Source organism: Candidatus Tumulicola sp. (genome assembly GCA_035601835.1).
Lineage (GTDB): Bacteria > Vulcanimicrobiota > Vulcanimicrobiia > Eremiobacterales > Eremiobacteraceae > DATNNM01.
This window is the reverse complement of the sequence record DATNNM010000007.1, coordinates 165,673-188,281: the sequence shown is the minus strand read 5'-3', so window position 1 is coordinate 188,281 and position 22,609 is coordinate 165,673. Positions and strand designations below refer to the sequence as shown.

Sequence of the window (22,609 nt, the reverse complement as noted above, 5' to 3'; positions counted from 1 at the left end):
CCCGGAAGCCCTCAGCCGGCACGCAAGCGCGCTCCCAGCGAGGCGATAGAGCTGAAGAAGCGCTGTGCGCCTTGCGTCAGCAGCGCATGGTGCGCTTCGAAGAGCGAGCGCGCGCGCCCCCCCGCCCATTCGCGCGGCAGCAACGACGCCGGAAGATCGGGGTCGACGAACGGAAAGCGCCTGAAATCGTGCGTGAGCGCGAAGCGATGCACGAACGCCGCGGCGTCCGGCAATGAAGCGGTCCGATGGCGCCGCAGATCGCGCGCATACAGCGGCGCATAGTGACGCAGGAACGTCTCGTATTGCGCTTCGATGGCTCCCACGTCCCAACATTGGCGGACAAGGTCCAGCTCCGATCCCGGCCCCGACAAGCGGGCGCTAAAAATACGCGAGAAGGTTTCGACGCCGTGCTCGCGCACGAGTTCCTCGGCCTCGCTCGAAACGTCGCGTGGGCTGACGTACGTGCCGCCGCCAAGCGGGCCGAATCCCAGCCAAGCCAACTGCTTGCGTAAGCGATCGCGATGGGCGCGCTTGGCTTCCGGAATGCTGTACGTGAGCATGCACCACGAACCGTTCCAAGCCGTCCCTTCGCCTCGATAGATGCGCCGAGTACCCTCCTCGATCAGACGCCTGCCGGCGTCCGAGAGGGCGTAATGCGAACGGTTGCCGTCTCTGCGCGCGACGATCCAACCATCTCGGGCGAGGCGCGCGACGGCGGAACGGACGGCCACCTCCGAGATGCCCAAGCGTTCACCGAGCGCCACCAAACTGCCAAGCCAGAGATCGACGCCGCGCGGGTACGCGTAATCGCCATAGAGCGTGAAGAGCATCGAACGGGGGCGCAGGGGCGCGATTCCTGGGAATTGCCTCATGCCGTCAAATCTGGTATAATAACTGTTGCACTTTTGTACCGACCGTATAAATAATACCACATAGTTTCGGAGGCGCGCAATATCGTGGCATACCGGATCAAGACGTTCGAGGACTGGGTCGAAGTGTTCGGCCAGTGGCAAAAAGCGCTCGACATCGAACCCGAGGTGTTCGACCGCATCCTCGGCCCGTATACCCTCGAAGCCAAGTACGACGCGCCGCACAGTTCGGAGATCGAGTTCGGAGAATTCGTGGGGCAGCGCAAGTGGGATAAGATCATGGAGATCCCGGACCAGCGCATGCGCGACGCCGTGCTCAACATGATCATCTACCAGGGCGACACCGAGTTCGCTTCCAACGAGCAGCAACGCTTGCTGCTCAAAAATGCGCCCTCGGACTATGACCTCTATTCCATCTGCCGTGTCTTCATCGAAGAGACCCGCCACGGCTACCAGATGTGCCATCTGCTGGTCAATCATTTCGGCAACGACGGACGCATCGAGGCGCAGAAGATGCTCGAGCGGCGCTCCGATCAAGGCACTCGTCTGCTCAACGCCTTCAATACCCCGGTCAAGCATTGGCTCGATCTGTACGCCTACCAGAACTACATGGACCGCGACGGCAAGTTCCAGCTGCAGATGCTCTCGCACTCAGGCTTTTGGCCGCTCGCCGCCAGCATGGGACCGATGCTGCGCGAAGAATCGTTCCACCTCGGAACCGGTTTCACCGGACTCAAACGCGTGGCGAAAGCCAACGTCGTTCCCATAAAGATCCAACAGAAGTATCACAACAAATGGCTGTCGGGTTCGCTCGATCTGTTCGGCACCGACCACTCGTCCAGCGCCGTGTGGGCGTACATCTGGGGTATCAAGGGCCGCCCGGAAGAAGACAAAGAAAAGGAAGAGGCCGAAAAAGACCTGCTCAACAACTATGCCCGGCAGCAGTACTACGATGAATGTAAGAAGCTCGTCGATCAGGTCAACGCCGTGATTCCCGGCGAGGAGAAGCTGTACATGGCCGACATCCGCTTCAATCGCCACATCGGCGAATTCGCGGGCAAGCCCTACGCGGTCGACGGGCGTCTGCTCGATCGCGACCAGTACCAGGAGCATCTCAACGATGTTTTGCCGAATGAAGACGATGAGAAAGTCCTGACCGAGCTGTTCAAGACCAATGCTTGGGTAGCGCCCAAAGCCGCATAGGAGATATTCATGGCCACCAAGATCGAAGAACCGCAGAGCACCGGCGCCGACGGTAAAAAACTCGTCACCTACCGCAAGGAAGGCGAGCACATCGCCGTCATCACGCTCGACGATCCGCCGGCGAACACGTACACGCACGAGATGATGCGCGCGCTCGATGATTCGATCTTGGAAGCGCGTTTCGATAAGGACGTCGAGGCGATCGTGCTGACGGGCGCGGGCGAGAAGTTCTTCTGCGCCGGCGCCAACATCGGCATGCTGCAAAAAGTCGACCCGACCTTCAAGTACTTTTTCTGCCTGCACGCAAACGAAACGCTCACGCGGTTCGAACAGACGCCGAAGCTCGTCATCGCGGCGCTGAACGGGCACACCGTAGGCGGCGGCCTCGAGATCGCCATGGCATGCGACCTCCGGATCGCGCGCAAGAACGCAGGCAAAATCGGTCTTCCTGAAGTCGCGCTGGGCGTGCTTCCTGGGACCGGCGGCACGCAGCGCTTGACGCGGCTGATCGGCAAGGCGCGCGCGCTCGAGCTGATGGTGACCGGCCGGACCTTCTCCTTTGAAGAAGCACAGGAGCTGGGCATCGTCACCGATATCTACGAGGGCGACGCCGCAAGCTTCCAAGCGCAGGTGTTGACCTACGCCAAGCAATTCACGACGCCGAACAAGGCGGCGAAGGCGGTGGGCAACATCAAACGCTCGGTCCAATCCGGCGGCGAGGTGCCGTTCTCAGAAGCGCTTGCCATCGAACGCGAGCTCCAGCAACTGCTGTTCCAAAGCAGCGACGCAAAGGAAGGCCTGAGCGCGTACGTCGACAAGCGTATGGCGAAATTCGAGAACAAGTAATAAGCAAGCTCATGAGCATGCGCGACGCGGTCGCGCGGTACGTTCCCGACGGCGCTTCGGTGGCTATAGGGCTGGCTCTCGAGGCGCTGATTCCATTCGCGGCCGGGCACGAGATCATCCGCCGGCGCAAACGCGATCTCACGCTGATCGGCCCCATCTCCGACATCCTCTTCGATCAGCTCATCGGCGCCGGCTGCGTGCGCACGGTCCAAGCGGCGTGGGCGGGCAATGTCAGCGCCGGCCTGGGCCATTGCTATCGGCGCGCCGCCGAGCGCGGGGAGCCCAATCCGATAGCCATCGAGGACCACTCGAACTTCTCCATCGCGCTGGGTCTGCTCGCGGGGGCCCTCGGCACGCAGTTCATTCCCGCGAAAACGCTTCTCGGCTCCGATCTCGTGAAGACGAATCCGCGCCTTCGCATCGTCGACTCGCCGATCGACGGTCAGAAACTGATGCTCGTGCCGGCGATCGTCCCAGACGTGACGATCGTGCACGTCCAGCGCGCCGATGAGTTCGGAGGCTGTCATGCCTGGGGCAACTTGGGGGTGAGCGAAGAAGGCGCGATGTCGGGCAACTCCGTGATCGTCGTGGCGGAGGAGATCGTCAGCGCCGGAGTCATCAAGAGCGACCCGAATCGCGTGCTCGTGCCGCCGCAACGCGTGAGCGCGGTCGTGCACGAGCCGGGCGGAGCGCATCCTTCGCCGGTGCAGGGCTGCTACGGGCGCGATCATGAGTTCTACCACGAATACCACACGGACACGAAGACGGCAGCCGGCTACGACGCGTGGCGCGACGCATGGATCGATCGATGCAGCGGGCGCCCCGAATATCTCACGCGGCTCGGAGCCGCTCGCTGGCGCGGCCTGCAGGTGCGCGAACAAAAACCAGCAGCGGTCGTCAACTACAGCGCCACGTGATCCCGATGCAGGCCGCATACACCGCGGCAGAGCTCATGGTGGTCGCCGCCGCGCGGGAGATCCGTGAAGGCGAAGTCGTGTTCGTGGGCATGCGCCTTCCGTTGATCGCATTCGCGCTGGCCAAGCGCACGCACGCGCGCAACGCGATCGGCTTGTTCGAGAACGGCGTGATACGCGACGAGCCGGCGGGACGGCTGCTCTATACGATGGGCGATCCCCCGAACATCGAAGGCGCCTTGATGTGCTGCCGCATGAACGTCGTCATGGGCTTGATGCAAAAAGGTGAGGTCGATCTCGGGTTCTTGGGGGGCGCCGAGGTGGATCGGTTCGGCAACATCAACACGTCGTACGTGGGCACGCCTAAAGCGCCCCATGTGAAGCTGCCCGGAAGCGGCGGCGCCGCGGATATCGCGTCGCTCGCCAAGAGATTTGTCGTCGTCATCGAGCATGACGCGCGCCGCCTGGTGGAGCGAGTCTCCTACGTCACGTCGCCCGGCAACGGCGAAGGCGGCGATTGGCGCACCCGCGCCGGGTTGCCGCGCGGGGGTCCGGCGGCGATCATCACCAGCATGGGGATTCTGCGCTTTGATCCCAAAGACGGCGAGGCGTTCTTGGCGTCCGTACATCCCGGGGTGTCAGCCGAGGACGTCAAGGCGCAGACCGGCTGGCCTTTGGCGATCGGAGAACCCTTGCACGTGACGCCGGCGCCAAGCGTTGACGAATTGCGCATGATCCGCGAGATCGATCCACAAGGTTTCTGGACCTCTTGAAACGGCCGTGAACGAGCTCGATTTCGCCATCACCGCGTTCGCCACGGCGCTGACGATCATCGATCCGCTCGGCATGGTGCCCCTAACCTTGAGCGTGACGGCGTCGGCCTCGCCGCAGACGCGCAACAAGATCGTCGATTTCGCAATCCTGGCGGCAGCCGGCGTGATCGTCTTCATGGCGCTGCTGGGGCGCTACGTCCTGCTGTACCTGAACATCACCTTGCCCGCATTCTCTATCGCCGGGGGCATCTTGCTGTTCCTCATCGCGATCGACATGTTGTTCGGGCGGCAATCCGGTGCGCGCGTGAAGCCCGAGGAGGAGCAAGAGGCGCTCGAACACGACAACCCGGCCGTCTTTCCGCTCGCGATCCCCATGCTGGCGGGCCCGGGCACGATCGCCACGGTCTTGCTGCTCGTCAGCTTGGCTCAGGGGGACCGGGTGAAGCTGGTGATCGTCTTCGCGGCGTACGCGGTCGCGCTGCTGGCTGCCTGGCTGTGCATGCGCGGTGCGCAATTCGTGCTCCGCTGGATCGGCAAGACGGGAGTGAGCGTGATAACCCGCCTGCTCGGCATCATCCTGTCAGCGCTGGCGGTTCAGTTCATCCTCAACGGGCTCGTCAAGACCCCGCTGTTCGCGCACTAGTCGGCCCCACGTCCGGCAGGCCACGCCCGCTGCGGGTTTGGCGTTTGCGTTCGTAGAGGTTGGCGTCGGCCGCGGCCACGATGTCCGTGGCGCTCGCGCCGTCGTCGGGATATGTCGCGGTGCCGATCGAGCAGGGCAGCGACACGAGAGCGCCGGAGGGCGTCGGCAGTTGCAGGCTGCGCAGGTTCGAGGCGATCCGTTCTAAGATGCGCGAAGCTTCGCCGCGCCCGATGTCCGGCAAGATGAGCATGAACTCGTCCCCGCCGTAACGCCCGACCACGTCGCTCGTGCGGCAGGCGCGCAGCAGCGCGTCGGTGACCAGCTTCAGGCCCGTGTCGCCCGCGACGTGGCCATGCTCGTCGTTGACCGCTTTGAAATTGTCCAAATCGAGCATCATCACGGTCAGCGGGTACGAGCGCGCTTTGGCGCGACTGATCTCTTCGGCGAGACGCGCGTGGAGGTAGCGATGGTGATACAGGTCGGTGAGCGGGTCGCGATCGGCGCGATTCTTCGCGTCGCGGAACAGCTGGGCGTTTTGCACCGCGAGCGCCATCTGCTCGCCGATCGCGGTGAGCAGGCGCACGCTGGTGTGGTCGTAGGCGCGCTCCTTGTACGATTGCGCCGACAGGATTCCGATGCACTGATCGCCGAGCCGGAGCGGCGCCATGATGAGGGAACCTGGCACCGGTCCGCTTCCGGCCAGCAGCCGATGCGGCGCTTGCTGCAGCGCGGCGTGGGTGTCGAGCATGACCGGCTGCACCGTCGCGATGACTTGCTCTGCCAACGAGTTGCGCAGCGGATAGTTGACGTTCTCTTTTTCGGCGTCGTCCTCAGAGGCGTACTCGACGCGCAGTTCATCCGCGCTGCCGTCGCGCAGCGCGACGATGAAGACCGGCGCGTCCATCACCCGGCGGACCTCCGTGCACACCGTCTGACAAAGAGCTTTGACCGACAGCTGAGCCGAGAGCGCGCGCGACACCTCGGCGAGCATCTGCAATTCCTTCGCCTGCTGCTCGGCGCGCAGGATCGATTGCGAGTTCTCGACGGCGATCGTGGCTTGCTCGGCGATCGCCATCAGCAGGTCGCGGTCGCGTTCCGTGTAGGCGCGCGGCCGAGCGGACTGCGCCGAGATGACGCCGACCGTCCGGTCGCCGACTCGCATCGGGACGTAGATGGCCGAACGCGGATCGAGTTCGTGGTCGTCGCCGCCGACGAGCGTGTCCGGAAACTCGGCCCAATCAGCGACCGTTCGCATGAGCAGCGGAGCGCCATCCCGGAAGACGCGACCGGCGACGGTGTTCGAGAGCGTCCCTTCGCTGAGATGGACCGGACGGTCGGCGTCGACCGCATATTGGTATTCGATGCGGTCGGACTCTCGCTCGCCCAGCGCGATGAAAAACGTGTGCGCCTCCATGACCGTGGCGACGAGTTGGTGGAAGCGTTGGAAAAGGCGCTGCAGGTCGCGCTCGGACGACAGCGCGCGAGCCGTCTCAAGGAGCATGCGCGTTTCAACCCCGCGCGCCCGCGCCTCTTCAAACGCGTCGGCGGCGTCGATGCGCAGCCCGGCGACCTCCGCCGCAGCCGCGAGGACCTCGACGTCCTCGCTGCGATACGCATCGGGCGCTCTCGTTGCGACGGCGATGTAGCCGGCGCGCTGGCCGTGGGGGCGCAGCGGAGCGACGATCGCCGACATGAACGCGCGACCCGTAGTGTCGTGCACCAGTGTCGCTGCGAACGGAGCGGCTTCGCGCGCCGCGCGATCGAGCTCGCTGAGCTCGTGGGCCTCCGCCGTGCCCGCGCGATACCATTCTTGAAAACGTGAGAGATCGGTGCGCACCCACGTCACGGCGATGAAGAAACCGACATCGAGTTTGTGGTCGAGCGCCGAGTGCAGGCGCTCGAAGAACTCGCGCGCTCCGAAGCGGGCGAGCGAAAGAAGCTCGGCGTACCAATGCGCCTTGCGGGTCTCCTCTTCGCGTATGTCGGTTCGCATGATGGCCTAGAGACCGCCGCCGCTCTCCACGATGCGGGCAAAGCGGTCGACGAGCTCAGGATCGAACTGCGTGCCCGAGCTCTTTCGAAGCTCGCGCACCGCCGCCGCATGACTGATGCGCTTGTGATGCGGCCGGTCGATGACCATTGCCGAAAACGCGTCGATCAGCGTGACGACCCGCGCCAGAAACGGGATGTCTTTGCCTTTGAGACCGTCGGGATAGCCTTTGCCGTCGTAGCGTTCGTGGTGGTGCCTCACCGCCACGGCCGCATCGCGGAAGCCTGGGATGTGTTCTATGAGGACCGTGCCGAGCACGGGATGCCTGCGCACGACGTCCCTCTCCTCGTGCGACAGTCCGCCCGGCTTGGTCAGCAGCTTGTGCGGCAGCGCGATCTTGCCGACGTCGTGCAGCGTAGCGCCGAGCAGGAGCGAGTTCGCATCAGCCTTTGAGAGTTTGAGCGCGCCCGCGAATTCGTGAGCAAGGCGGTTGACGTGTTCGAGATGCGTGCGCATCGCCGAGTCGCGGGCCACCAGGGCGGCGAGCAGCTCGGCGACGGGTTCGAAGTCGCCTTCCAGCTTGAGCACGGAAGTGCCGACGCGCTGAGCCCGCGCCGGCGAGCGCCCGCCGCGTTTGGCTTGATAGAGCTCGGCGTCGGCGCGCGCGATGAGTTCGGCGGCGGTCGACGCGTCTTCGGGGAAGACGGCGTGGCCGATGGAGCATTTGAGGGGAAGCCGCGCGTTGCCGAGCACAAGCTCGCAGCTGGTGAGCTCGGTCTCGACGCGCGCCACCACGCTCTCCCCGGCGGCGCGATCGGTGTCGGGCAGGATGACCATGAATTCATCGCCGCCGTAGCGCCCCACCACGTCCGAGCCGCGGCAGCAGTCGAGGAGGACGTGGGTCACCTTCTTGAGCGCCTCGTCGCCGACGAGGTGGCCGTGGACGTCGTTCACCTGTTTGAAGTTGTCGAGATCGAGCATCATCAAGGCGACCGGTTTGCGGCTGCGCGAAGAACGCAGGATCTCATCTTCCAGTCGCGTCTTGAGAAAGCGATGGTGGTAGACGTTGGTCAGCGGATCCACATCCGCGCGTTGCTTCGCATCGGCGTACAACTGCGCGTTCTGCACCGCGAGCGCCATCTGTTCGGCGATGGCCGTCAGCAGCCGCACGCTCGATTCGTCGTATGCGTTTTCCCGGTACGCCTGGGCGGAGATCACCCCGAGGCAGCGGTCGCCCAGCCGCAGCGGCGCCATCGCGCTCGAGCGGACGTGCGACACGTCGGGTCCGGCCACATGGTGCGGCTGGTTTTCTATCTCCTCGAGCGTATTGAGCACCAGTGTCTGGTTCGTCGTGACGACCCGCTCGCACGCCGAGTTCTCGAGCGGCTGATCCGGGACTTCGAGCGGCACGTGACCTTCGATGATGAATTCCATGCGCAGCTTGTTCTCGTCCGTGCGCAGCGCGACAAAGAACCCGGGCGCCTCCATCACGCGGCGAACTTCATCGCACACGGTTTGACAGAGCTCCTTGAGCGTGATGCGCGCGGTCAGCGCGCGCGACACTTCCGCCAAGAGCCGCAGTTCGCCGGCCCTCTTGTCGGCTTGGCTGACCGCCTGCGAGTTCTCGACCGCGATCGCGGCCTGTTCGGCGACGGCGACCAGGAGATCGCGATCGCGCTCCGTGTAGGCATGCGGTCGTTGGCTTTGCACTGACATGACGCCGATGGAACGAGCACCGATGCGCAGTGGGACCACCAACGCCGACACGACGTCGTCATCGCCTTGGGTCACGATCTGATACGGTTTCCAGTCCTCCGGGGTGCGGAAGATGAGCGGCACGCCATCGCGGAAGACCTGACCGCAGAGCGAACCTTGAAGCGGCAGCGGCTCCTCGACATCGAGCAACTGATAGTGGTCGACGCAATACGCGATCGTCATGCGCTCACGTTCCCATGAGCCGAGCGCGACCCAGAAAGTCGATGCGTCCAACACGCCGCCGATGAGGCGGTGCAGGCGATGGAACAAACGCCGCAGATCGCGTTCCGACGCGAGCGCGCGCGCCGTTTCGAGCATCAGCCGCAGCTCTTGGCTGCGCGAGCGCGTCTCCTCGGAAAGGGCGACGTTGCGAACCACGAGCGCGCTGACGGCGGCCGCGGCGCCTACGTAGTCCAAGTCGCGCGTGCTGAAGAGTCCGTCGCGCGGGCTGCGCACGGCTAGATAGCCGGCATTGCGGCCGTCGAGCTTGATCGGGGAGACGATCGTCGAGCCGCTGCCGGGCGGCGGTGCATCAGGTGAGAAGTCATCCGGGGCCCGCCCGAACTGCGTCGGCTTGCCGGCGCGCAGGGCTTGGACGATGAGATTGTTCGGAATGGTCGGGAGCGCGGAGCGATCTTCAAGGTTGCGCTGATAGCGAATGCGGAAACCATCGCGCGACAGAGGATCCGCGGTGGCGGCGATGACGATCGGGGCGTGGATGTGAGAACGAAGCGCCGCGTGTACTTGGCTGAAGAAGTGATCTTCGGGATTGCCGGTCGCCAGCGCCAGGAGCTGGGTGTAAAAAGCCGCGTCGTAGCCCGACAAAAGCCCAGGTGCAACCCACTGGGGCTCCCCAAGTTTCGTCCCACCAAGCCCCGGGCTGGGCTCTACACCCCAGGATCGCGACTCGCTAATAGCCTCGCTCCTTGCCATGTACTTGGATACTCGCCTCCCGCTTCCCGCACGACGCGTGGCCAGGGCTCGGGTCGCAAGGGCCCGAATCCGTGCCGCCCGTGACGCCCCGATACTGGTTTCCGCTTGCCTTGCTTGCCGTCGCCGCGCTTTCGTCCGGCTGCGGCATCATAAAAGCTGAGCCGTCACCCAGCCCGCAAATCGGTGTCATCAGTGGAGTCGTGACCGGCCCGACAGGGCCCATAGCCGGAGCGGGTGTGCGCGTGACGCCGCAAGACAACTCGTATCATGTTGGACAGACGGACGCACAGGGATACTACTCGCTCTCAGGGATACCAGCCGGCACGGTGACGCTGGTGATCAGCGCTCCGGGTTATATGACGTACACGAATCCCAATGTAGTTATCAGCAATAATTCCATGGTCACGCAAAACGTCAGTCTGACCCCTATGTAGGACCCCTCCCTCCGGGGCCTTGTTACCCTAAAAGAGGAGTCCCGCTGCTGTAACCTTTGTGCCAGCGGACCGACTTTCTCACATAATTTTCTCATGTAACAACGGACCGACTTCTCACAAGAAACTAGTGACGCTAAGGTGAGGCCGCGCGGTATGCGTCGTCCACGATTTCAATCAAGTGGCGCACTTGGGTGGACGATCCGCGTTGCATGAGCCCGGCCTGGATCTGCATGTGGCAACCAGGATTGCCCAACGCGACGATGTCCGCCCCGGTGCGCTCGATGCAATCAAGCTTCTCGGCGAGGATGCGCGAGGACATCTCCGGCTGCGTCAGACTGTAGACGCCGGCCGCGCCGCAGCAGCGATCGGCCCATTGCATCTCGACGTATTCAAGCCCGGGTATCGACTGTAAGAGTTTGCGCGGCTGCCGGCGCACGCGCTGAGCGTGCGCGAGGTGACACGCATCTTGGTAGGTGACGCGTTTTGCGAGCTTGCCGAAATCGTCGCGCACGCCGAGCTCGACCAAGAATTCCGTGATGTCTTTCACTTTCGAGGCAAACGCGACGCCGCGCTCGGCATACTGCTCATCATGCCGCAGCAGTTCTCCGTATTCTTTCATCACTGCACCGCAGCCCGCCGAGTTCAAAACGATCGCATCCACTTCAAACGGCGCGAACGCATCGATGACGTCGCGTGCCATGGCTTTCGCGATATCGCGCTCGCCCGCGTGCACGTTGAGCGCTCCGCAGCAGCGATACCCGCGCGGCACGATCACCTCGCAGCCGTTGTGACGCAGCACCCGCGCCATGGCCTCGTGGACGTGACCGAACAGCGCGCTCATGACGCAGCCGGCGAACAAGCCGACGCGCGCCCGCCGAACGCCCTCGGCGGGGATCACTTCTGGCAAACCACCGCGCGCGCCGCGCTCGGTCATCGGAATCATGGCGAGCAGGTTGCGCGCGCGCCGCGGCATCGGCAGAGAGCGCACGAACGCGGCCAGGCCCGGGAAGCGCTGCAGCAAACGAGCGGGCCACATCGCGAGCGCGAACAGGCGGCCGTTGGGAAGAAGCTGTTCGAAGGCGACCCGGCGGAAGCCGCGCCAGCCGCGGCGCGCGGGCGAGAGTTCGCCGCGCTCTTCTATTTGATAGCGCGCGTATTCGAGAAGGCGGCCATACGGGACGCCGGAGGGACACGCGGTCTCGCAGGCGCGACAGCCCAGGCACAGGTAGAGATGTTCGGCGAGGTGGGCGCTGATATCGGTTTCGCCGTCCGCGACTTGCTTCATGAGGAAGACGCGTCCGCGCGGCGAGTCGGCTTCCACCCCGAGGTCTCGATAGGTCGGGCAGGCTTGCTCGCACAGCCCGCAGCGCGTGCACTTGGCGAGGTCTTCGTCGGCCGGCCGCTCGGGTCCGGAATAGCCCTTGGTTTGGATCATGCTTCGGCTTCGAACATCAAATGCCGGCCAAGAAACGGCCGGGGTCAAAGGCGCCGGCCGGGTCAAGCGCCGCTTTCAGGCGGCGCATGATCTTGATCGGGCTTGTTTCGGGCACGGGCGCGGCCAGCCCGTCGGAAAGATCCGTCGGCGCAGCCAAAAAAGACGCGGTCCAGGCGTTCTCTTTGACGCTGCGCCAGAGCGGCGCCAGCGTCGAGGCGCTCACGCTATCCGCCGCAGCGCGCACGTGCGCGAAAACCACACCGACCGCCGGATGTGCCGTGAGTTCCGCACCGGGCCAGACTGTTCGTACGGCGTCGGCTAGCGCGGTTGTCTGCGTCGGGAGACACGCGAATTTCGCCACCACGAACTCGTCGGCCGCGTAGTGCGCTCCGCCGGCAAGCTCGGCGATGTCGGACCACGCCCGGCTGACGCCGCTCGCTTCGATGGGGGTCGTCGCTGTGGCCCCGGCAGTCGTGACCCCAGAGAAGACCGCGTCGATTTGCCGGTCCACTCCGGCGCGGCTGCCGCTGCAGCGCACGACGAGATTCCATGCGGCGGCGCCCGACCACGTGCGCAATGCGGCGACGCGCCGCAGAGACTGCAAGTCGTGCAGCGTGGTCGCTGCCACGAAAAGATTCGATCGGGCGATCTTCACCGCCGCATCCACCGCCGGCGCCGCCGCGCCGAACGCGGCGATCAAGAGCCGCTCCGCGACGGGCAGCGGCGCGACCTTGAGCGTGACCTCCCCGATAACGCCGAGCGTGCCCCACGAACCGACGAACAACTTGTGCGCATCGTAGCCGGCGACGCTCTTCACGACCTTGGCGCCGCTCTTCGCGACGAGTCCGTCGGAAAGCGCCACGCGCATCTGCAACACGTTGTCGCGCAGCGACTGGTAGCGCTGGCGAAGGGCTCCGTTGCTGTTGGCGGCGAGCACGCCGCCGACGGTGGCGCGAGCCTCGAACGCGGTGTCGCAGGGAAAGAACTGACCATGCTTGCCCAAAGCCGCTTGCAGCTGGGACCAAGGCGTGCCGCCCAGCAACGTCACCGTGAGATCACCGGGCGCGTGCTCCAGCACCCCAGAGCATTGCGACATGTCGAGCACCGCGTCGAGTTGCCGCAGAGAAGGCGGACGCGAGGATTTCGTGCCGGCCCCGCGCACGATGAGCGAGGCATTCTCCGCCGCGATGCCGGCCGCGGCCTCGGCCGCCTCCTCGACGCTGCGCGGCGACACCACCAGCCGCGGCGTGCGGCCGGCGACCTGAAACCGCGCGCAATCCTGCGGGTGCACGCTCAAGCGGTCGTGCAAGACGTCGGCGAGGGCGACCGAAAAGGGTGTCGAGCCGAGCATCCGCCTCGCCCTCTAAAACGCCGGTCCGGCCGCAGCCGCTACTTCAGGAGCCAAGGCGCCTCGATCGACCTTGCGCGCGGCTTCCCCGCAGCGTCGCGAGGTGGGGAACACCTTGAGCGGATTGCAAAGACGGCGATCGTTGAATGCGCTCTTGACGCGCGCCATCAGGGCCAGGTCGTCCGACGAGAACTGAAGCGTCATGCAATCGCGCTTCTCCATGCCGATGCCGTGCTCGCCCGAGATCGACCCGCCGCGTTGCACGCAGGCGCGCAGGATATCTGCGCCCGCGGCGATCGCTTTGTCCACCTCGCCCGGCACCTTGTCGTCGAAAAGGATAAGCGGATGGAGGTTGCCGTCGCCCGCGTGAAACACGTTTGCGATGCGCAGCCCATAGCGCGTGCCGATCTCGCCGATTTCGCGCAGCACCTCGGGCAAGCGACTGCGCGGTATGACGCCGTCCTGCACGTAGTAGCTGTGACTCAGCCTTCCCATCGCGCCGAACGCGCCTTTGCGGCCCAGCCAAATGCGATCGCGCTCGGCTGCGTCGCGCGCGAGACGCACCTCGCGCGCGCGGTTGCGTGAGCAGACGTTGCGCACGGAAGCGGTCAGCTCGTCGACGGCTTCGCGCAGGCCGTCGACCTCGATGATCAAAATGGCCGCCGCGTCGGTGGGGAAGCCGGCTTGCGCGAACGCTTCGACCGCTTCCGTGGCAAGCCGATCCATCATCTCGAGCGCGCCGGGAATGACGCCGCCCGCGATGATGTCGGATACGGCCTGCGATGCGTCATCCACCGAATCGAACACCGCCATCAGCGTGCGCGCAGTCTCCGCGAGCGGGGTAAGCCGCACGACCACCTTGGTCGCGATGCCAAGCGTGCCCTCCGAACCCACGAATGCGCCAAGGAGGTCGTAGCCGGGAGGGTCCGCGGTCTTGCCGCCGAGCCATTGGATTTCGCCGTCCGCAGTCACGAACTCGACGCCCAGCGTATGGTTGGTCGTGACCCCATACGCGAGGCAGTGCAGTCCGCCCGAATTTTCGGCGACGTTGCCGCCGATCGTGCACGCCGCCATGCTCGAGGGATCGGGGATGTACTGGAGCCCATACTGCTTGACGGCGGCCGAGATCTCCGCGTTCACCACACCGGGCTCGACCACGGCGAGCCGGTTTTCCACGTCGATCTCGAGCACGCGATGCAGTCGCGCCGTCGAAATCACCACGCCGCCGAGCTCTGCGATCGCGCCGCCGGAAAGGCCCGTCCCGGCGCCACGCGCGAGATACGGATAGCCGCGCTCGTTGCAGGCTTGGACGATGCTCGCGATCTGTTCGGCCGTTTCCGGGATGACGACGAGCTCCGGTAGCGCCTTGTCTATCGACCCGTCATACTGGTAGCAGCGCAGGTCATCCACGCCCGACAGCACGAGCGCGGGGCCGACGATCTCCTCAAGCTTCTTAATGAAGGCGGCGTCCATGATGGTTCTGCAAACGGTTCGCGAGAGCGATTGCTCTCGCCCTCCGCAGGGCGAGGCAGGGGTGGAGCGAACTCCTCGCAGCCAGAATGGACATCGAACGCGTCGAATATTCGCCACAACGGGAGGTGTACAATCCGGGAGACGTGTTGGACGTCGCGGTGCACTTCCGGCGCGCTTTCGTCGGCCAGTGCGAGGCCGGCCTCGCGCGCGGCTCAGGCGAGCCGCCGCCCGACTTTCGGCGCTACGTCTTCGCCCGCAGCAGCGACATGCTGTACGAAGGCCAAGTGCACGTCCGCGAGGACCTCGTCGGTCCATGCTTGCTGTGGGTGAAACTGACTCCCGTGAAGGGCGATCCCGGAGTCTTCCCCGCCAGCCGAAATGTCCTTGAAGTCAGGCCCATCCGGCCCTGACAAACGACGGCAGGAGACTCTAGGTCCGAGCGACAAGCGGCGCGCCACCGGAGGGCCCAAGGCATGAGGCGGAAACCGAAGAAGCGCGCGGTGAGAAAGAAAACGCCCGCGCGCCCCAAACGCGTGAAGCGCTCCGTCAAACGAGCGAAGTCTGCGGCGAAGAAGAAACCGAGCCGAGGCAGGTTGCGCGCACACGCCAAGAGACCGCCGAAGCGCGCGAGAGCAGCGGCTCCGAAGGCGAAGGCGAAGAAAGCCCCGGCCGCGTTGAAGCCACAACCAAGCCGACCGGCGCGCGAACCGGCGGTGCGAGACGCCGTCCACGAAGAGCCTGCGGACGCGGTGTTGCCGATGGAAGAGTACGAAGACGAGGAGTTCGAGGAAGAAGGTTTCGGCGAGGAAGAGGAAGAGTTCCACCCCGAGCACGCCGAGGACGACTACTAGCCCACGAAATCGAGCATGACATAAAAGAGCGCAGGACTGCAGAGGTCCCGCGCTTTTTTAGGGTCTATCGTCCACCCAAACGGCGCCGTCGGGTGAGTGTTCCTTCTTCCAGATCGGCGCGATGAGCTTGAGCCGGTCGATCGCGTAACGGCATGCGTCAAATGCGGCGCCGCGGTGCGGCGCCGACACCGCGATGACCACGCTCACGTCGCCGATCTCCAGCGCGCCTACGCGATGATGGATCGCGATGTCCGTGATGGCGAACTGCTTGCGCGCTTGCGCGGCGATGTCGGCGAAGACGTGCTCCACCATTTCGGGGTACGCCTCGTACTCGAGCCGCGTGACCTCATGTCCGCGTGCGCTGTCGCGCACGCGACCGACGAAGGTCACAACGCCGCCGGCGCCGTCTTGGGAGATGACTTGCGCCGCGAGGTATTCGTCAAGCGGCTCGTGGGTGAGGACGAAATGTCTGCTCATCCGCCGGCTACTGGGGGAAGCAGCGCCAACTCATCGCCGTCGCGCAACGCCGTTTCGGGCGGCGCGTGTTCGCGGTTCACCGCAAAGGCGACGCTGCGAGCGGACGAAGCAAGCGATGGATGCTCTTGCGCAAGGCGCGCGAACGCGCCGGCGGCCGTAGTGCCCTCCGGCAGTTCGGCTTGCAACGAGCTGCGTCCGAGCGCTTCTCGATGGGACGCGAACAATCGAATCGTCACACGCATTGGAGCGTGCAACAATACGCCAAAACGCGACATGAGTCCCTGGTTTTGCGCTAGGACTTGCGCCGCGGAAGTGCAATTCGTTCAAGCCTTTTACTGCGCACATGCGTATCCACGAGGGGAGCGAGAGCCATGCCCTTTACCGTACCGAACCTGCCGTATGCATACGATGCACTCGAGCCGCACATCGACAAGGAGACCATGACGCTGCACCACGACAAGCATCATGCCGCGTACGTGAACAACCTCAACGCCGCGATCGAGAAACATCCCGAGCTCGGCAGCAAGAGCGTCGAGGATCTCATCAAGAACTTGAGCGGGGTGCCCGACGACATCCGCACGGCCGTGCGCAACAACGGCGGCGGACATGTGAACCATAGCATGTTTTGGGAGATCATGGGACCAGGCGGCGGCGGCGACCCCAAAGGCGCGCTTGCCGACGCCATCAAGAGCACGTTCGGCGACCTTGCCACGTTCAAGACGCAATTCCAAGACGCCGGCGTCAAGCAGTTCGGCAGCGGTTGGGTGTGGCTCGTCGTCGCGGACGGCAAGCTGCAAGTGGTCAGCACGCCCAACCAGGACAACCCGATGTCGCAAGGCCACAAGCCGGTCATGGGCAACGACGTTTGGGAGCACGCCTACTATTTGAAATATCAGAACCGGCGGCCCGACTACCTCAAGGCGTGGTGGAACGTCGTGAACTGGGACGCGATAGCCAAGCGCTTCGACGCGGCCAAGAAATAAGCGGCGGGCATGGACCGGCTGTTGTCGGGCAAGACCGCGCTCGTCATGGGGGTGGCGAACCGCTGGAGCATCGCATACGCGATCGCAAAGGCGCTTCACGCGCACGGGGCCGCTCTCGCGCTCACCTATGAAGGCGAGCGCACCAGGGACGAAGTCGAAAAGCTCGGCGTGGAGCTGGGCGACGCGCATACGACGCTCTGCGACGTGGGCAAAGACGAAAGCATCGCCGCGCTGCGCGCCTCGCTGGAATCAAAAGGGATCAAGCTCGACGCGCTCGTGCACAGCTTGGCTTTTGCGCGCAAGGAAGAACTCGGCGGCAAATTCTACGCCACGACGCGAGATGGTTTTTCGCTGGCGCTCGATATCAGCGCATATTCGCTCGTCGCTTTGGTCCGGGAGCTGCGGCCGCTCCTCAACCCCAACGCGTCGGTCATGGCGATGACGTATTTGGGGTCGGTGCGCGCGGTCATGAACTACAACGTCATGGGGGTGGCCAAAGCCGCTCTCGAGTCGGTCGTTCGGTATCTGGCGCTCGATCTCGGCGAAGAAGGCGGGGTGCGCGTCAACGCTATCTCGGCCGGTCCGATCAAGACCGCCTCGGCTCGAGCGGTCAGCGGCTTCACGAACATCGTCGGGGAGGTCGCGAAGCGTTCGCCGCTGCGCCGCAACGTGGTGGCGGAGGACGTCGGCAACGTCGCGACGTTTCTCGCCTCGGATCTCTCGTCCGGCATCAGCGGCCAAGTCCTGTACGTAGACGCCGGCTACAATATCGTCGGCATCGTGTAGCGCATCCAGCGGAGAACAGAGGTTCGCGGCACACGGGTGCCCAACCAAAAGGTCCGCCGCGACGCATGGGGGTTGTAGCAGCTAAATGGGCCTTACTTGGCAAGACGTTGAAGACATCGGGTTCGAGTTGGCGCAGGCTCATCCGGACAAGGATCCTCGCGAGGTGCCCTTGCCCGAGCTGCTGCAATTGGTCACCGACCTCGACGATTTCGAAGACGATCCCGAGCGGGTCGACGAGGGAACGCTCGAGCGCATCGCCGCCGCATGGCGCGAGGAACTCCTTCCAAAGACGTAGGTTCGCACCTGAAACACGCGGGCGCCGCCCCCGGTATCCAGCTCTTGCGGGAACGGCTCGCCGCGCGCCGCCCGCTTGCGCTGCGCGACGCACCTGCCACCCGGAGAGCGGCGGTGCTCGTGCCGATCATCGGATCGGACGACGACCTCATCCTGCTCCTCTTCCAGCGAACCCACTCCGTGCTTGAGCATAAAGGCGAGATTTGTTTCCCCGGCGGCTCGATCGAAGCTGAAGATAGGAACGTGACCGATGCGGCGCTGCGCGAGGCGAACGAAGAGTTGGGGTTGCAGCGCGCCGACGTCACGCTGCTCGGGCAGCTGGACGACGTCCACACGATCGCGAGCAGCTACATCATCACGCCGGTCGTCGGACACTTGACGCGCATGCCCGAGTTGATCTGCGATCCGCTCGAGGTGGAGCGCCCCGTGATCGTGTCGCTGCGCGAACTCACGGCGCCGGGCGCCTGTGGCACGCAGTGGCTCGAATGGGGCGGAGTGAGCCGCCTGCGCTACTACTATGACGTCGCGGGTGGGCGCATTTGGGGCGCCACGGCGCGCATGCTTCACGAGCTGCTCGAAGTCTGGTTCGGTGCGCGGTGAGCGCGGCGGCGGCGTGCGAGCGTTGCGGCAAACGGCCTGCGGTCGGATCTGCTCCGATATTGCGTGGCGGCAAAATCGCAGTAGCTTCCCTGTGCGCGCAGTGCATGGCGGCGCAGACGCGCAGCGGGCTCGCGGTGCTCGGGGGAGCGGCGCTGGCGGCGATCGCCGCAGGTTTGGGCGCCGCGCTGTTCGCCGAACGACTGTCGCGCTCGAATCCCGATGTCGCGACTCAGGCGCCTGAAGGCGCGACCGCCGAGCGCCCTCGCGGCGGCTTCGCCGCGACTCCCAATCGCCACCGGACGCCGATGCTCAACTCGTTTTCGCGCGATCTCACGCAGCTTGCGAGCGAGAACCGCCTCGATCCCGTCATCGGGCGCGACACCGAGATCGAGCGCATCATCCGGATCCTCGCCCGCCGCAACAAGAACAATCCGGTGCTCATCGGGGACGCCGGCGTCGGCAAGACGGCCATCGTCGAAGGACTCGCGCGCCGCATGGCGCGGGGCGACGTGCCGCGCACGCTCATCGGCCGCCGCGTTTTGGCCTTGACGCTCGCCGGCGTCGTAGCGGGCACGAAGTATCGAGGCGAATTCGAAGCTCGCCTCAATCGCGTGCTGGAGGAGCTGGCGCGCTGGCCGGACGACGTCATCTTGTTCATCGACGAACTGCACACCATCGTCGGCGCCGGCAGCGCCGAAGGCTCGACGGTGGACGCGGCCAACATGCTCAAACCAGCGCTGGCGCGCGGCGAGATCCGCTGCATCGGGGCGACCACGTTCGATGAATACCGGCGCTACATAGAGTCCGACGAGGCGCTCGAGCGCCGCTTTGCGCCGATCGTCATCGAGGAGCCGTCGCCGGAAGCTGCGTTGGAGATGTTGCGCGGCACGCGCGACCGCTACGAGCACCACCATCGCGTGCGCATCGCCGACGAAACGCTTGCCGCGTCCGTGCAGTTGAGCGCGCGCTATATCATGGACCGCAACCTGCCGGACAAGGCGTTTGACGTGCTCGACGAAGCGTGCGCGATGGTCGCGCTGCGCGGCGAACATGAAGTGGGCGCGGCGGATATCGCGCGGATCGTCTCGGGCTGGACGGGCGTGCCTCTGGACACGCTTGAAAGCGGGGAAGCCGAACGGCTGCTGCGCTTCGAAGATCTGCTGAGCGAGCGCATCGTAGGCCAGGACGACGCGGTGCGAGCTGTCGCCGAGTGCGTGCGCCGCGGGCGCGCCGGCATGAAAGAGCATCGCGGCCCGATGGGCGCGCTCCTATTCGTGGGACCGACCGGCGTCGGCAAGACGGAGCTGGCGCGAGCCACCGCGGCGGCGTTGTTCGGGAGCGACGACGCGCTCCTGCGCTTTGACATGTCTGAGTTCTCGCAGCCGCTAGCGGTGACGCGGCTGGTCGGCGCGCCACCGGGCTACTCCGGTCACGAGCGCGCTGGCGAGCTCACCGAGGCCGTGCGCCGTCGCCCGTACAGCGTCGTGCTGTTCGACGAAATCGATCGAGCGCATTCGGAAGTCGTCGACCTGCTGCTGCAGCTGCTCGATGACGGGCGGCTCACGGATTCGCAATCGCGAGCGGTGGATTTCCGCAACGCGCTCGTCATCTTGACCGCGACGGCGCCGAGTTCGGGCGATCTTTCCCGCGTGGGCGAGCATCTTTCGAGCGAATTGCTCAACCGGCTCGATGACGCGGTCGTCTTCCACCCGTTGGGGCGTTCGCAGATCCGCCACATCATCGCCCTGCAAGTGCGACCCCTCGTGGCGGCAGCGGCGGAGAAAGGCATCGCGCTGCGGGTGTCGGACGCCGCCCTCGAGATACTGGCGGCTGAAGCCGAAGATCAGCGTCAAGGCGGGCGGTTGGTGCGTCGCGTGCTCGAACGCCGCTTAAGCGCGCCGCTGGCCAAAGCGGTGCTGGCCGGAGAATTTCGAAGCGGACACAGCGTCTTGGCGGAAGCCGGCGCTCAAGGAGGCATCACGCTGCAACTATGCGCTACGTAGTGCTAGTGGACTACACGGATATGGAAGCGCGCGCCAAGGTGTTGGATCGCCATCGCGCTTATATCGAGGCGGCCCGGCAAAGGGGCGTCGTCACCGAATCAGGTCCCTTCGAGGACGGCAAAGGCGGCATGTATATCCTCAAACTGCCGGATGAAGCCGCCGCGCGCGATTTCGTCGCCAACGATCCGTATCAGGAGGCGCACCTGCGCATCACGCTGCGCCCCTGGAAATCAACCGCCGGCTAGCGCACGAAAAGACAGGTCAAACGTCGTGGCCGCTCCGTTCGAACCCGTCGCCGAGGCGACGAACGCATTCAAGAAGCTGTTTCAAAAGCGCAACTGGCTGCTTGGCCTACCGGTGGTTGTCGGGCAGATCGTCGGTGCCATGCTTGGTGCGGGCGCCTTTCTCCTCGTCATTGGCCCCACGATCTTGCCGGCTGCGACAAGCGCGTCATCGAAGCCACCCGACATAACGCCGACTCAAATCGCGACGATCATCCTGGTCTTTGTTCTCGCCATCGTCGTCGCCAGCATTGTGAACGCATTCGCCTATGCGTGGACGTTAGCAGCGGCCGACCCCGTTTGGGCCGACGGCGATCCGGCTTTCGACCGGGGCTTCAACCGAGCCGTTTCAAAACTGCTGCAGTTGGCCGCGTTTCAACTGCTGATCCTCGTGATGGTTCTCATATCATTGATCACGATCGTCGGTCCGATTATCATCGCCGTCCTTTTGATATATGGCCCGGCCTTCATCGTTCTTGGCAATCGCTCCGCGACGCAGGCGATCGCCGACTCCTTCAGACTAGTAAGCCGAAACGCCGCCGAGACGATGGTGCTGGTGTTGGCATTCATCGTCGTTTCGATCGCCGCGTTCATCCCGCAGTTCGTCTTGGGTTTTATTCCCTGGGTTGGAATCCTTGTGCAGCTCGCCATTCAAGGCATCTTAAACGGCTACATCGCGTTAGCCGTCGTCCGCTTCTACGGTCTGTTGACGATCGCGTCTGACACCCCGTCTGCGCCGGTGCCGAGCCCTTCGACCTAGCAGCCCGGTGCTAGGCGGAGTAGGCCTTCAGGATGTCGTGGATGCGGCCGGTCATGGCTAGCGAGTCATCCCACTTGCGCTGCCACAGATTGCGACCGAAGATAAGCCCGGTGACTCCTGCGTCCATGGCGATCCGGGCCTTGCGAATCACGTCTTCGTCGCCGACCTTGCTGCCGCCCGAGATCAACACAAGCGTGTTGCCCGCCGACTTGACGACCTTGGCGATCGCCGCTTCCTCGCTGAGGTGCAGCGTGTTGTAGGGCTTAGGCTGCTTGTCGAGGTTCTCGTCTACCTTGGGTACGTTGAGTTTGACGACGTCGGCGCCCAGCTCGCACGCCAAACGCGCCGCGTAGTCCACCGCGTAAAGCGTATCGTTGCCGCCCTTTTCCTTCATGGCCTTGCCGCGCGGATACGACCATAAGAAAAGCGGCATGCCGTAGCGGTCGCAATCTTGGCGCACCCGGTTGAGTTGCGCGATGTCCTCGTCCTGCCGCGGACTGCCCACGTACAGCGTGTAGCCGATCGCGTCCCCACCCAACCGCACCGCGTCCTCGACGCTGGACGTCATCGGTGAAAATGCTTCGTCGTCGTTTGGGACATTGGTCTTGCCGTTGACCTTCAGAAGCAATGGGATCTTACCGGCATACTTCGAGAAGTATTTCTTCGCCAGTCCGATGTGCATCGCGATGCCCGAGTAATTGCCCTCGATGGCGAGTCGAAAGATGTAGTCCTGGTCGATGCTCTCCGGATTGTCGAAGAAATCCACCGGTCCGTGCTCGATGCCTTGATCGATCGGCAGCATCAAGAGCGTGCCGTTGCCCGGGCCGTATTCGTAGAGCATGCGGTGCAAGCGCGCTCGCTTGCCGGGCATCAGCGACAGATCGTCGAGGGTGGGCCGGTGGACCTTGGTCAGCATCGAAGACCTCCAAAGCTGAAACGAATTGAAGAAGCCTGCTAG

Annotated in this window: 24 protein-coding genes; 15 read left to right on the top strand and 9 right to left on the bottom strand. The window is 64.6% G+C overall.

What is annotated here, in order from left to right; translation table 11 throughout:
• Positions 1-11 precede the first annotated feature (11 nt).
• A complete protein-coding gene (locus tag VN934_02720; GenBank protein ID HXM17704.1) occupies positions 12-872 on the bottom strand; it encodes a PaaX family transcriptional regulator C-terminal domain-containing protein in 861 nt (286 codons plus the stop codon).
• Between the two features lie 84 nt (positions 873-956).
• Here VN934_02720 and VN934_02715 point away from each other — a divergent pair, with 84 nt between their 5' ends.
• From VN934_02715 to VN934_02695, 5 genes are read left to right on the top strand one after another with little or no spacing between them, the layout of a single operon-like run.
• A complete protein-coding gene (locus tag VN934_02715; GenBank protein ID HXM17703.1) occupies positions 957-2,072 on the top strand; it encodes a Phenylacetic acid catabolic protein in 1,116 nt (371 codons plus the stop codon).
• 9 nt (positions 2,073-2,081) lie between these two features.
• A complete protein-coding gene (locus VN934_02710; GenBank protein HXM17702.1) occupies positions 2,082-2,918 on the top strand; it encodes an enoyl-CoA hydratase/isomerase family protein in 837 nt (278 codons plus the stop codon).
• Positions 2,919-2,935: 17 nt separating this feature from the next.
• Positions 2,936-3,835: a CoA-transferase gene (locus VN934_02705; protein HXM17701.1), complete on the top strand. Its 900-nt coding sequence runs from the start codon at positions 2,936-2,938 to the stop codon at positions 3,833-3,835.
• 5 nt (positions 3,836-3,840) lie between these two features.
• A complete protein-coding gene (locus VN934_02700; GenBank protein ID HXM17700.1) occupies positions 3,841-4,605 on the top strand; it encodes a CoA-transferase in 765 nt (254 codons plus the stop codon).
• Positions 4,606-4,612: 7 nt separating this feature from the next.
• Entirely contained in the window at positions 4,613-5,248 is a 636-nt protein-coding gene (locus VN934_02695) for a MarC family protein (protein ID HXM17699.1), read from the top strand.
• Here the strand turns inward: VN934_02695 and VN934_02690 are convergent.
• Together VN934_02690 and VN934_02685 are read right to left on the bottom strand one after the other, a co-directional pair.
• On the bottom strand, positions 5,223-7,241 hold the full coding sequence (locus tag VN934_02690) for a diguanylate cyclase (protein HXM17698.1): 2,019 nt from the start codon (positions 7,239-7,241) through the stop codon (positions 5,223-5,225). The genes VN934_02695 and VN934_02690 overlap by 26 nt on opposite strands.
• 6 nt (positions 7,242-7,247) lie before the next feature.
• Positions 7,248-9,818 carry a diguanylate cyclase gene (locus tag VN934_02685; protein HXM17697.1) on the bottom strand — a complete coding sequence of 857 codons (2,571 nt, stop codon included), beginning with the start codon at positions 9,816-9,818 and terminating at the stop codon, positions 7,248-7,250.
• A gap of 188 nt (positions 9,819-10,006) precedes the next feature.
• Between VN934_02685 and VN934_02680 the strand changes: the two genes are divergently transcribed.
• A complete protein-coding gene (locus VN934_02680; GenBank protein HXM17696.1) occupies positions 10,007-10,360 on the top strand; it encodes a carboxypeptidase-like regulatory domain-containing protein in 354 nt (117 codons plus the stop codon).
• Between the two features lie 133 nt (positions 10,361-10,493).
• Here the strand turns inward: VN934_02680 and VN934_02675 are convergent, their stop codons facing one another.
• Genes VN934_02675 through VN934_02665 form a run of 3 tightly spaced genes read right to left on the bottom strand, consistent with a single transcriptional unit; the run spans position 10,494 to position 14,616 of the window.
• Entirely contained in the window at positions 10,494-11,795 is a 1,302-nt protein-coding gene (locus VN934_02675; protein HXM17695.1) for a heterodisulfide reductase-related iron-sulfur binding cluster, read from the bottom strand.
• Positions 11,796-11,811: 16 nt separating this feature from the next.
• The gene (locus VN934_02670) at positions 11,812-13,146 is read right to left on the bottom strand and encodes an FAD-binding oxidoreductase (GenBank protein HXM17694.1); all 1,335 of its coding nucleotides are present in this window, start codon (positions 13,144-13,146) and stop codon (positions 11,812-11,814) included.
• A 12-nt stretch (positions 13,147-13,158) separates the two neighbouring features.
• On the bottom strand, positions 13,159-14,616 hold the full coding sequence (locus VN934_02665; GenBank protein HXM17693.1) for an FAD-linked oxidase C-terminal domain-containing protein: 1,458 nt from the start codon (positions 14,614-14,616) through the stop codon (positions 13,159-13,161).
• 86 nt (positions 14,617-14,702) lie between these two features.
• On the opposite strand from VN934_02665, the gene VN934_02660 reads away from it, so the two are divergent.
• Positions 14,703-15,026 (top strand): hypothetical protein, encoded by a 324-nt coding sequence (locus VN934_02660; GenBank protein HXM17692.1) that lies wholly within the window; start codon positions 14,703-14,705, stop codon positions 15,024-15,026.
• Between the two features lie 63 nt (positions 15,027-15,089).
• Entirely contained in the window at positions 15,090-15,467 is a 378-nt protein-coding gene (locus VN934_02655; protein ID HXM17691.1) for a hypothetical protein, read from the top strand.
• A gap of 57 nt (positions 15,468-15,524) precedes the next feature.
• Here the strand turns inward: VN934_02655 and VN934_02650 are convergent, their stop codons facing one another.
• A complete protein-coding gene (locus VN934_02650; GenBank protein HXM17690.1) occupies positions 15,525-15,944 on the bottom strand; it encodes a molybdenum cofactor biosynthesis protein MoaE in 420 nt (139 codons plus the stop codon).
• Positions 15,941-16,180: a molybdopterin converting factor subunit 1 gene (gene moaD, locus VN934_02645; GenBank protein ID HXM17689.1), complete on the bottom strand. Its 240-nt coding sequence runs from the start codon at positions 16,178-16,180 to the stop codon at positions 15,941-15,943. The genes VN934_02650 and moaD overlap by 4 nt, the downstream gene beginning before the upstream one ends.
• Before the next feature lie 135 nt (positions 16,181-16,315).
• Between moaD and VN934_02640 the strand changes: the two genes are divergently transcribed.
• The 7 genes from VN934_02640 (at position 16,316) to VN934_02610 (ending at position 21,651) form a co-directional block, all read left to right on the top strand.
• A complete protein-coding gene (locus tag VN934_02640; protein ID HXM17688.1) occupies positions 16,316-16,927 on the top strand; it encodes a superoxide dismutase in 612 nt (203 codons plus the stop codon).
• Between the two features lie 9 nt (positions 16,928-16,936).
• Positions 16,937-17,713: an enoyl-ACP reductase gene (locus tag VN934_02635; protein HXM17687.1), complete on the top strand. Its 777-nt coding sequence runs from the start codon at positions 16,937-16,939 to the stop codon at positions 17,711-17,713.
• An 85-nt stretch (positions 17,714-17,798) separates the two neighbouring features.
• The gene (gene iscX, locus VN934_02630) at positions 17,799-18,008 is read left to right on the top strand and encodes a Fe-S cluster assembly protein IscX (protein HXM17686.1); all 210 of its coding nucleotides are present in this window, start codon (positions 17,799-17,801) and stop codon (positions 18,006-18,008) included.
• Positions 17,978-18,607, top strand: a complete 630-nt coding sequence (locus VN934_02625; protein ID HXM17685.1) for a CoA pyrophosphatase — start codon at positions 17,978-17,980, stop codon at positions 18,605-18,607. The genes iscX and VN934_02625 overlap by 31 nt, the downstream gene beginning before the upstream one ends.
• Positions 18,604-20,610, top strand: a complete 2,007-nt coding sequence (locus VN934_02620) for an ATP-dependent Clp protease ATP-binding subunit (protein ID HXM17684.1) — start codon at positions 18,604-18,606, stop codon at positions 20,608-20,610. The genes VN934_02625 and VN934_02620 overlap by 4 nt, the downstream gene beginning before the upstream one ends.
• A complete protein-coding gene (locus VN934_02615; GenBank protein HXM17683.1) occupies positions 20,598-20,855 on the top strand; it encodes a YciI family protein in 258 nt (85 codons plus the stop codon). The genes VN934_02620 and VN934_02615 overlap by 13 nt, the downstream gene beginning before the upstream one ends.
• Before the next feature lie 25 nt (positions 20,856-20,880).
• The gene (locus VN934_02610; protein HXM17682.1) at positions 20,881-21,651 is read left to right on the top strand and encodes a hypothetical protein; all 771 of its coding nucleotides are present in this window, start codon (positions 20,881-20,883) and stop codon (positions 21,649-21,651) included.
• Positions 21,652-21,661: 10 nt separating this feature from the next.
• Here VN934_02610 and VN934_02605 read toward each other — a convergent pair whose 3' ends face one another.
• Positions 21,662-22,567 (bottom strand): hypothetical protein, encoded by a 906-nt coding sequence (locus VN934_02605; protein HXM17681.1) that lies wholly within the window; start codon positions 22,565-22,567, stop codon positions 21,662-21,664.
• Positions 22,568-22,609: the final 42 nt, after the last annotated feature.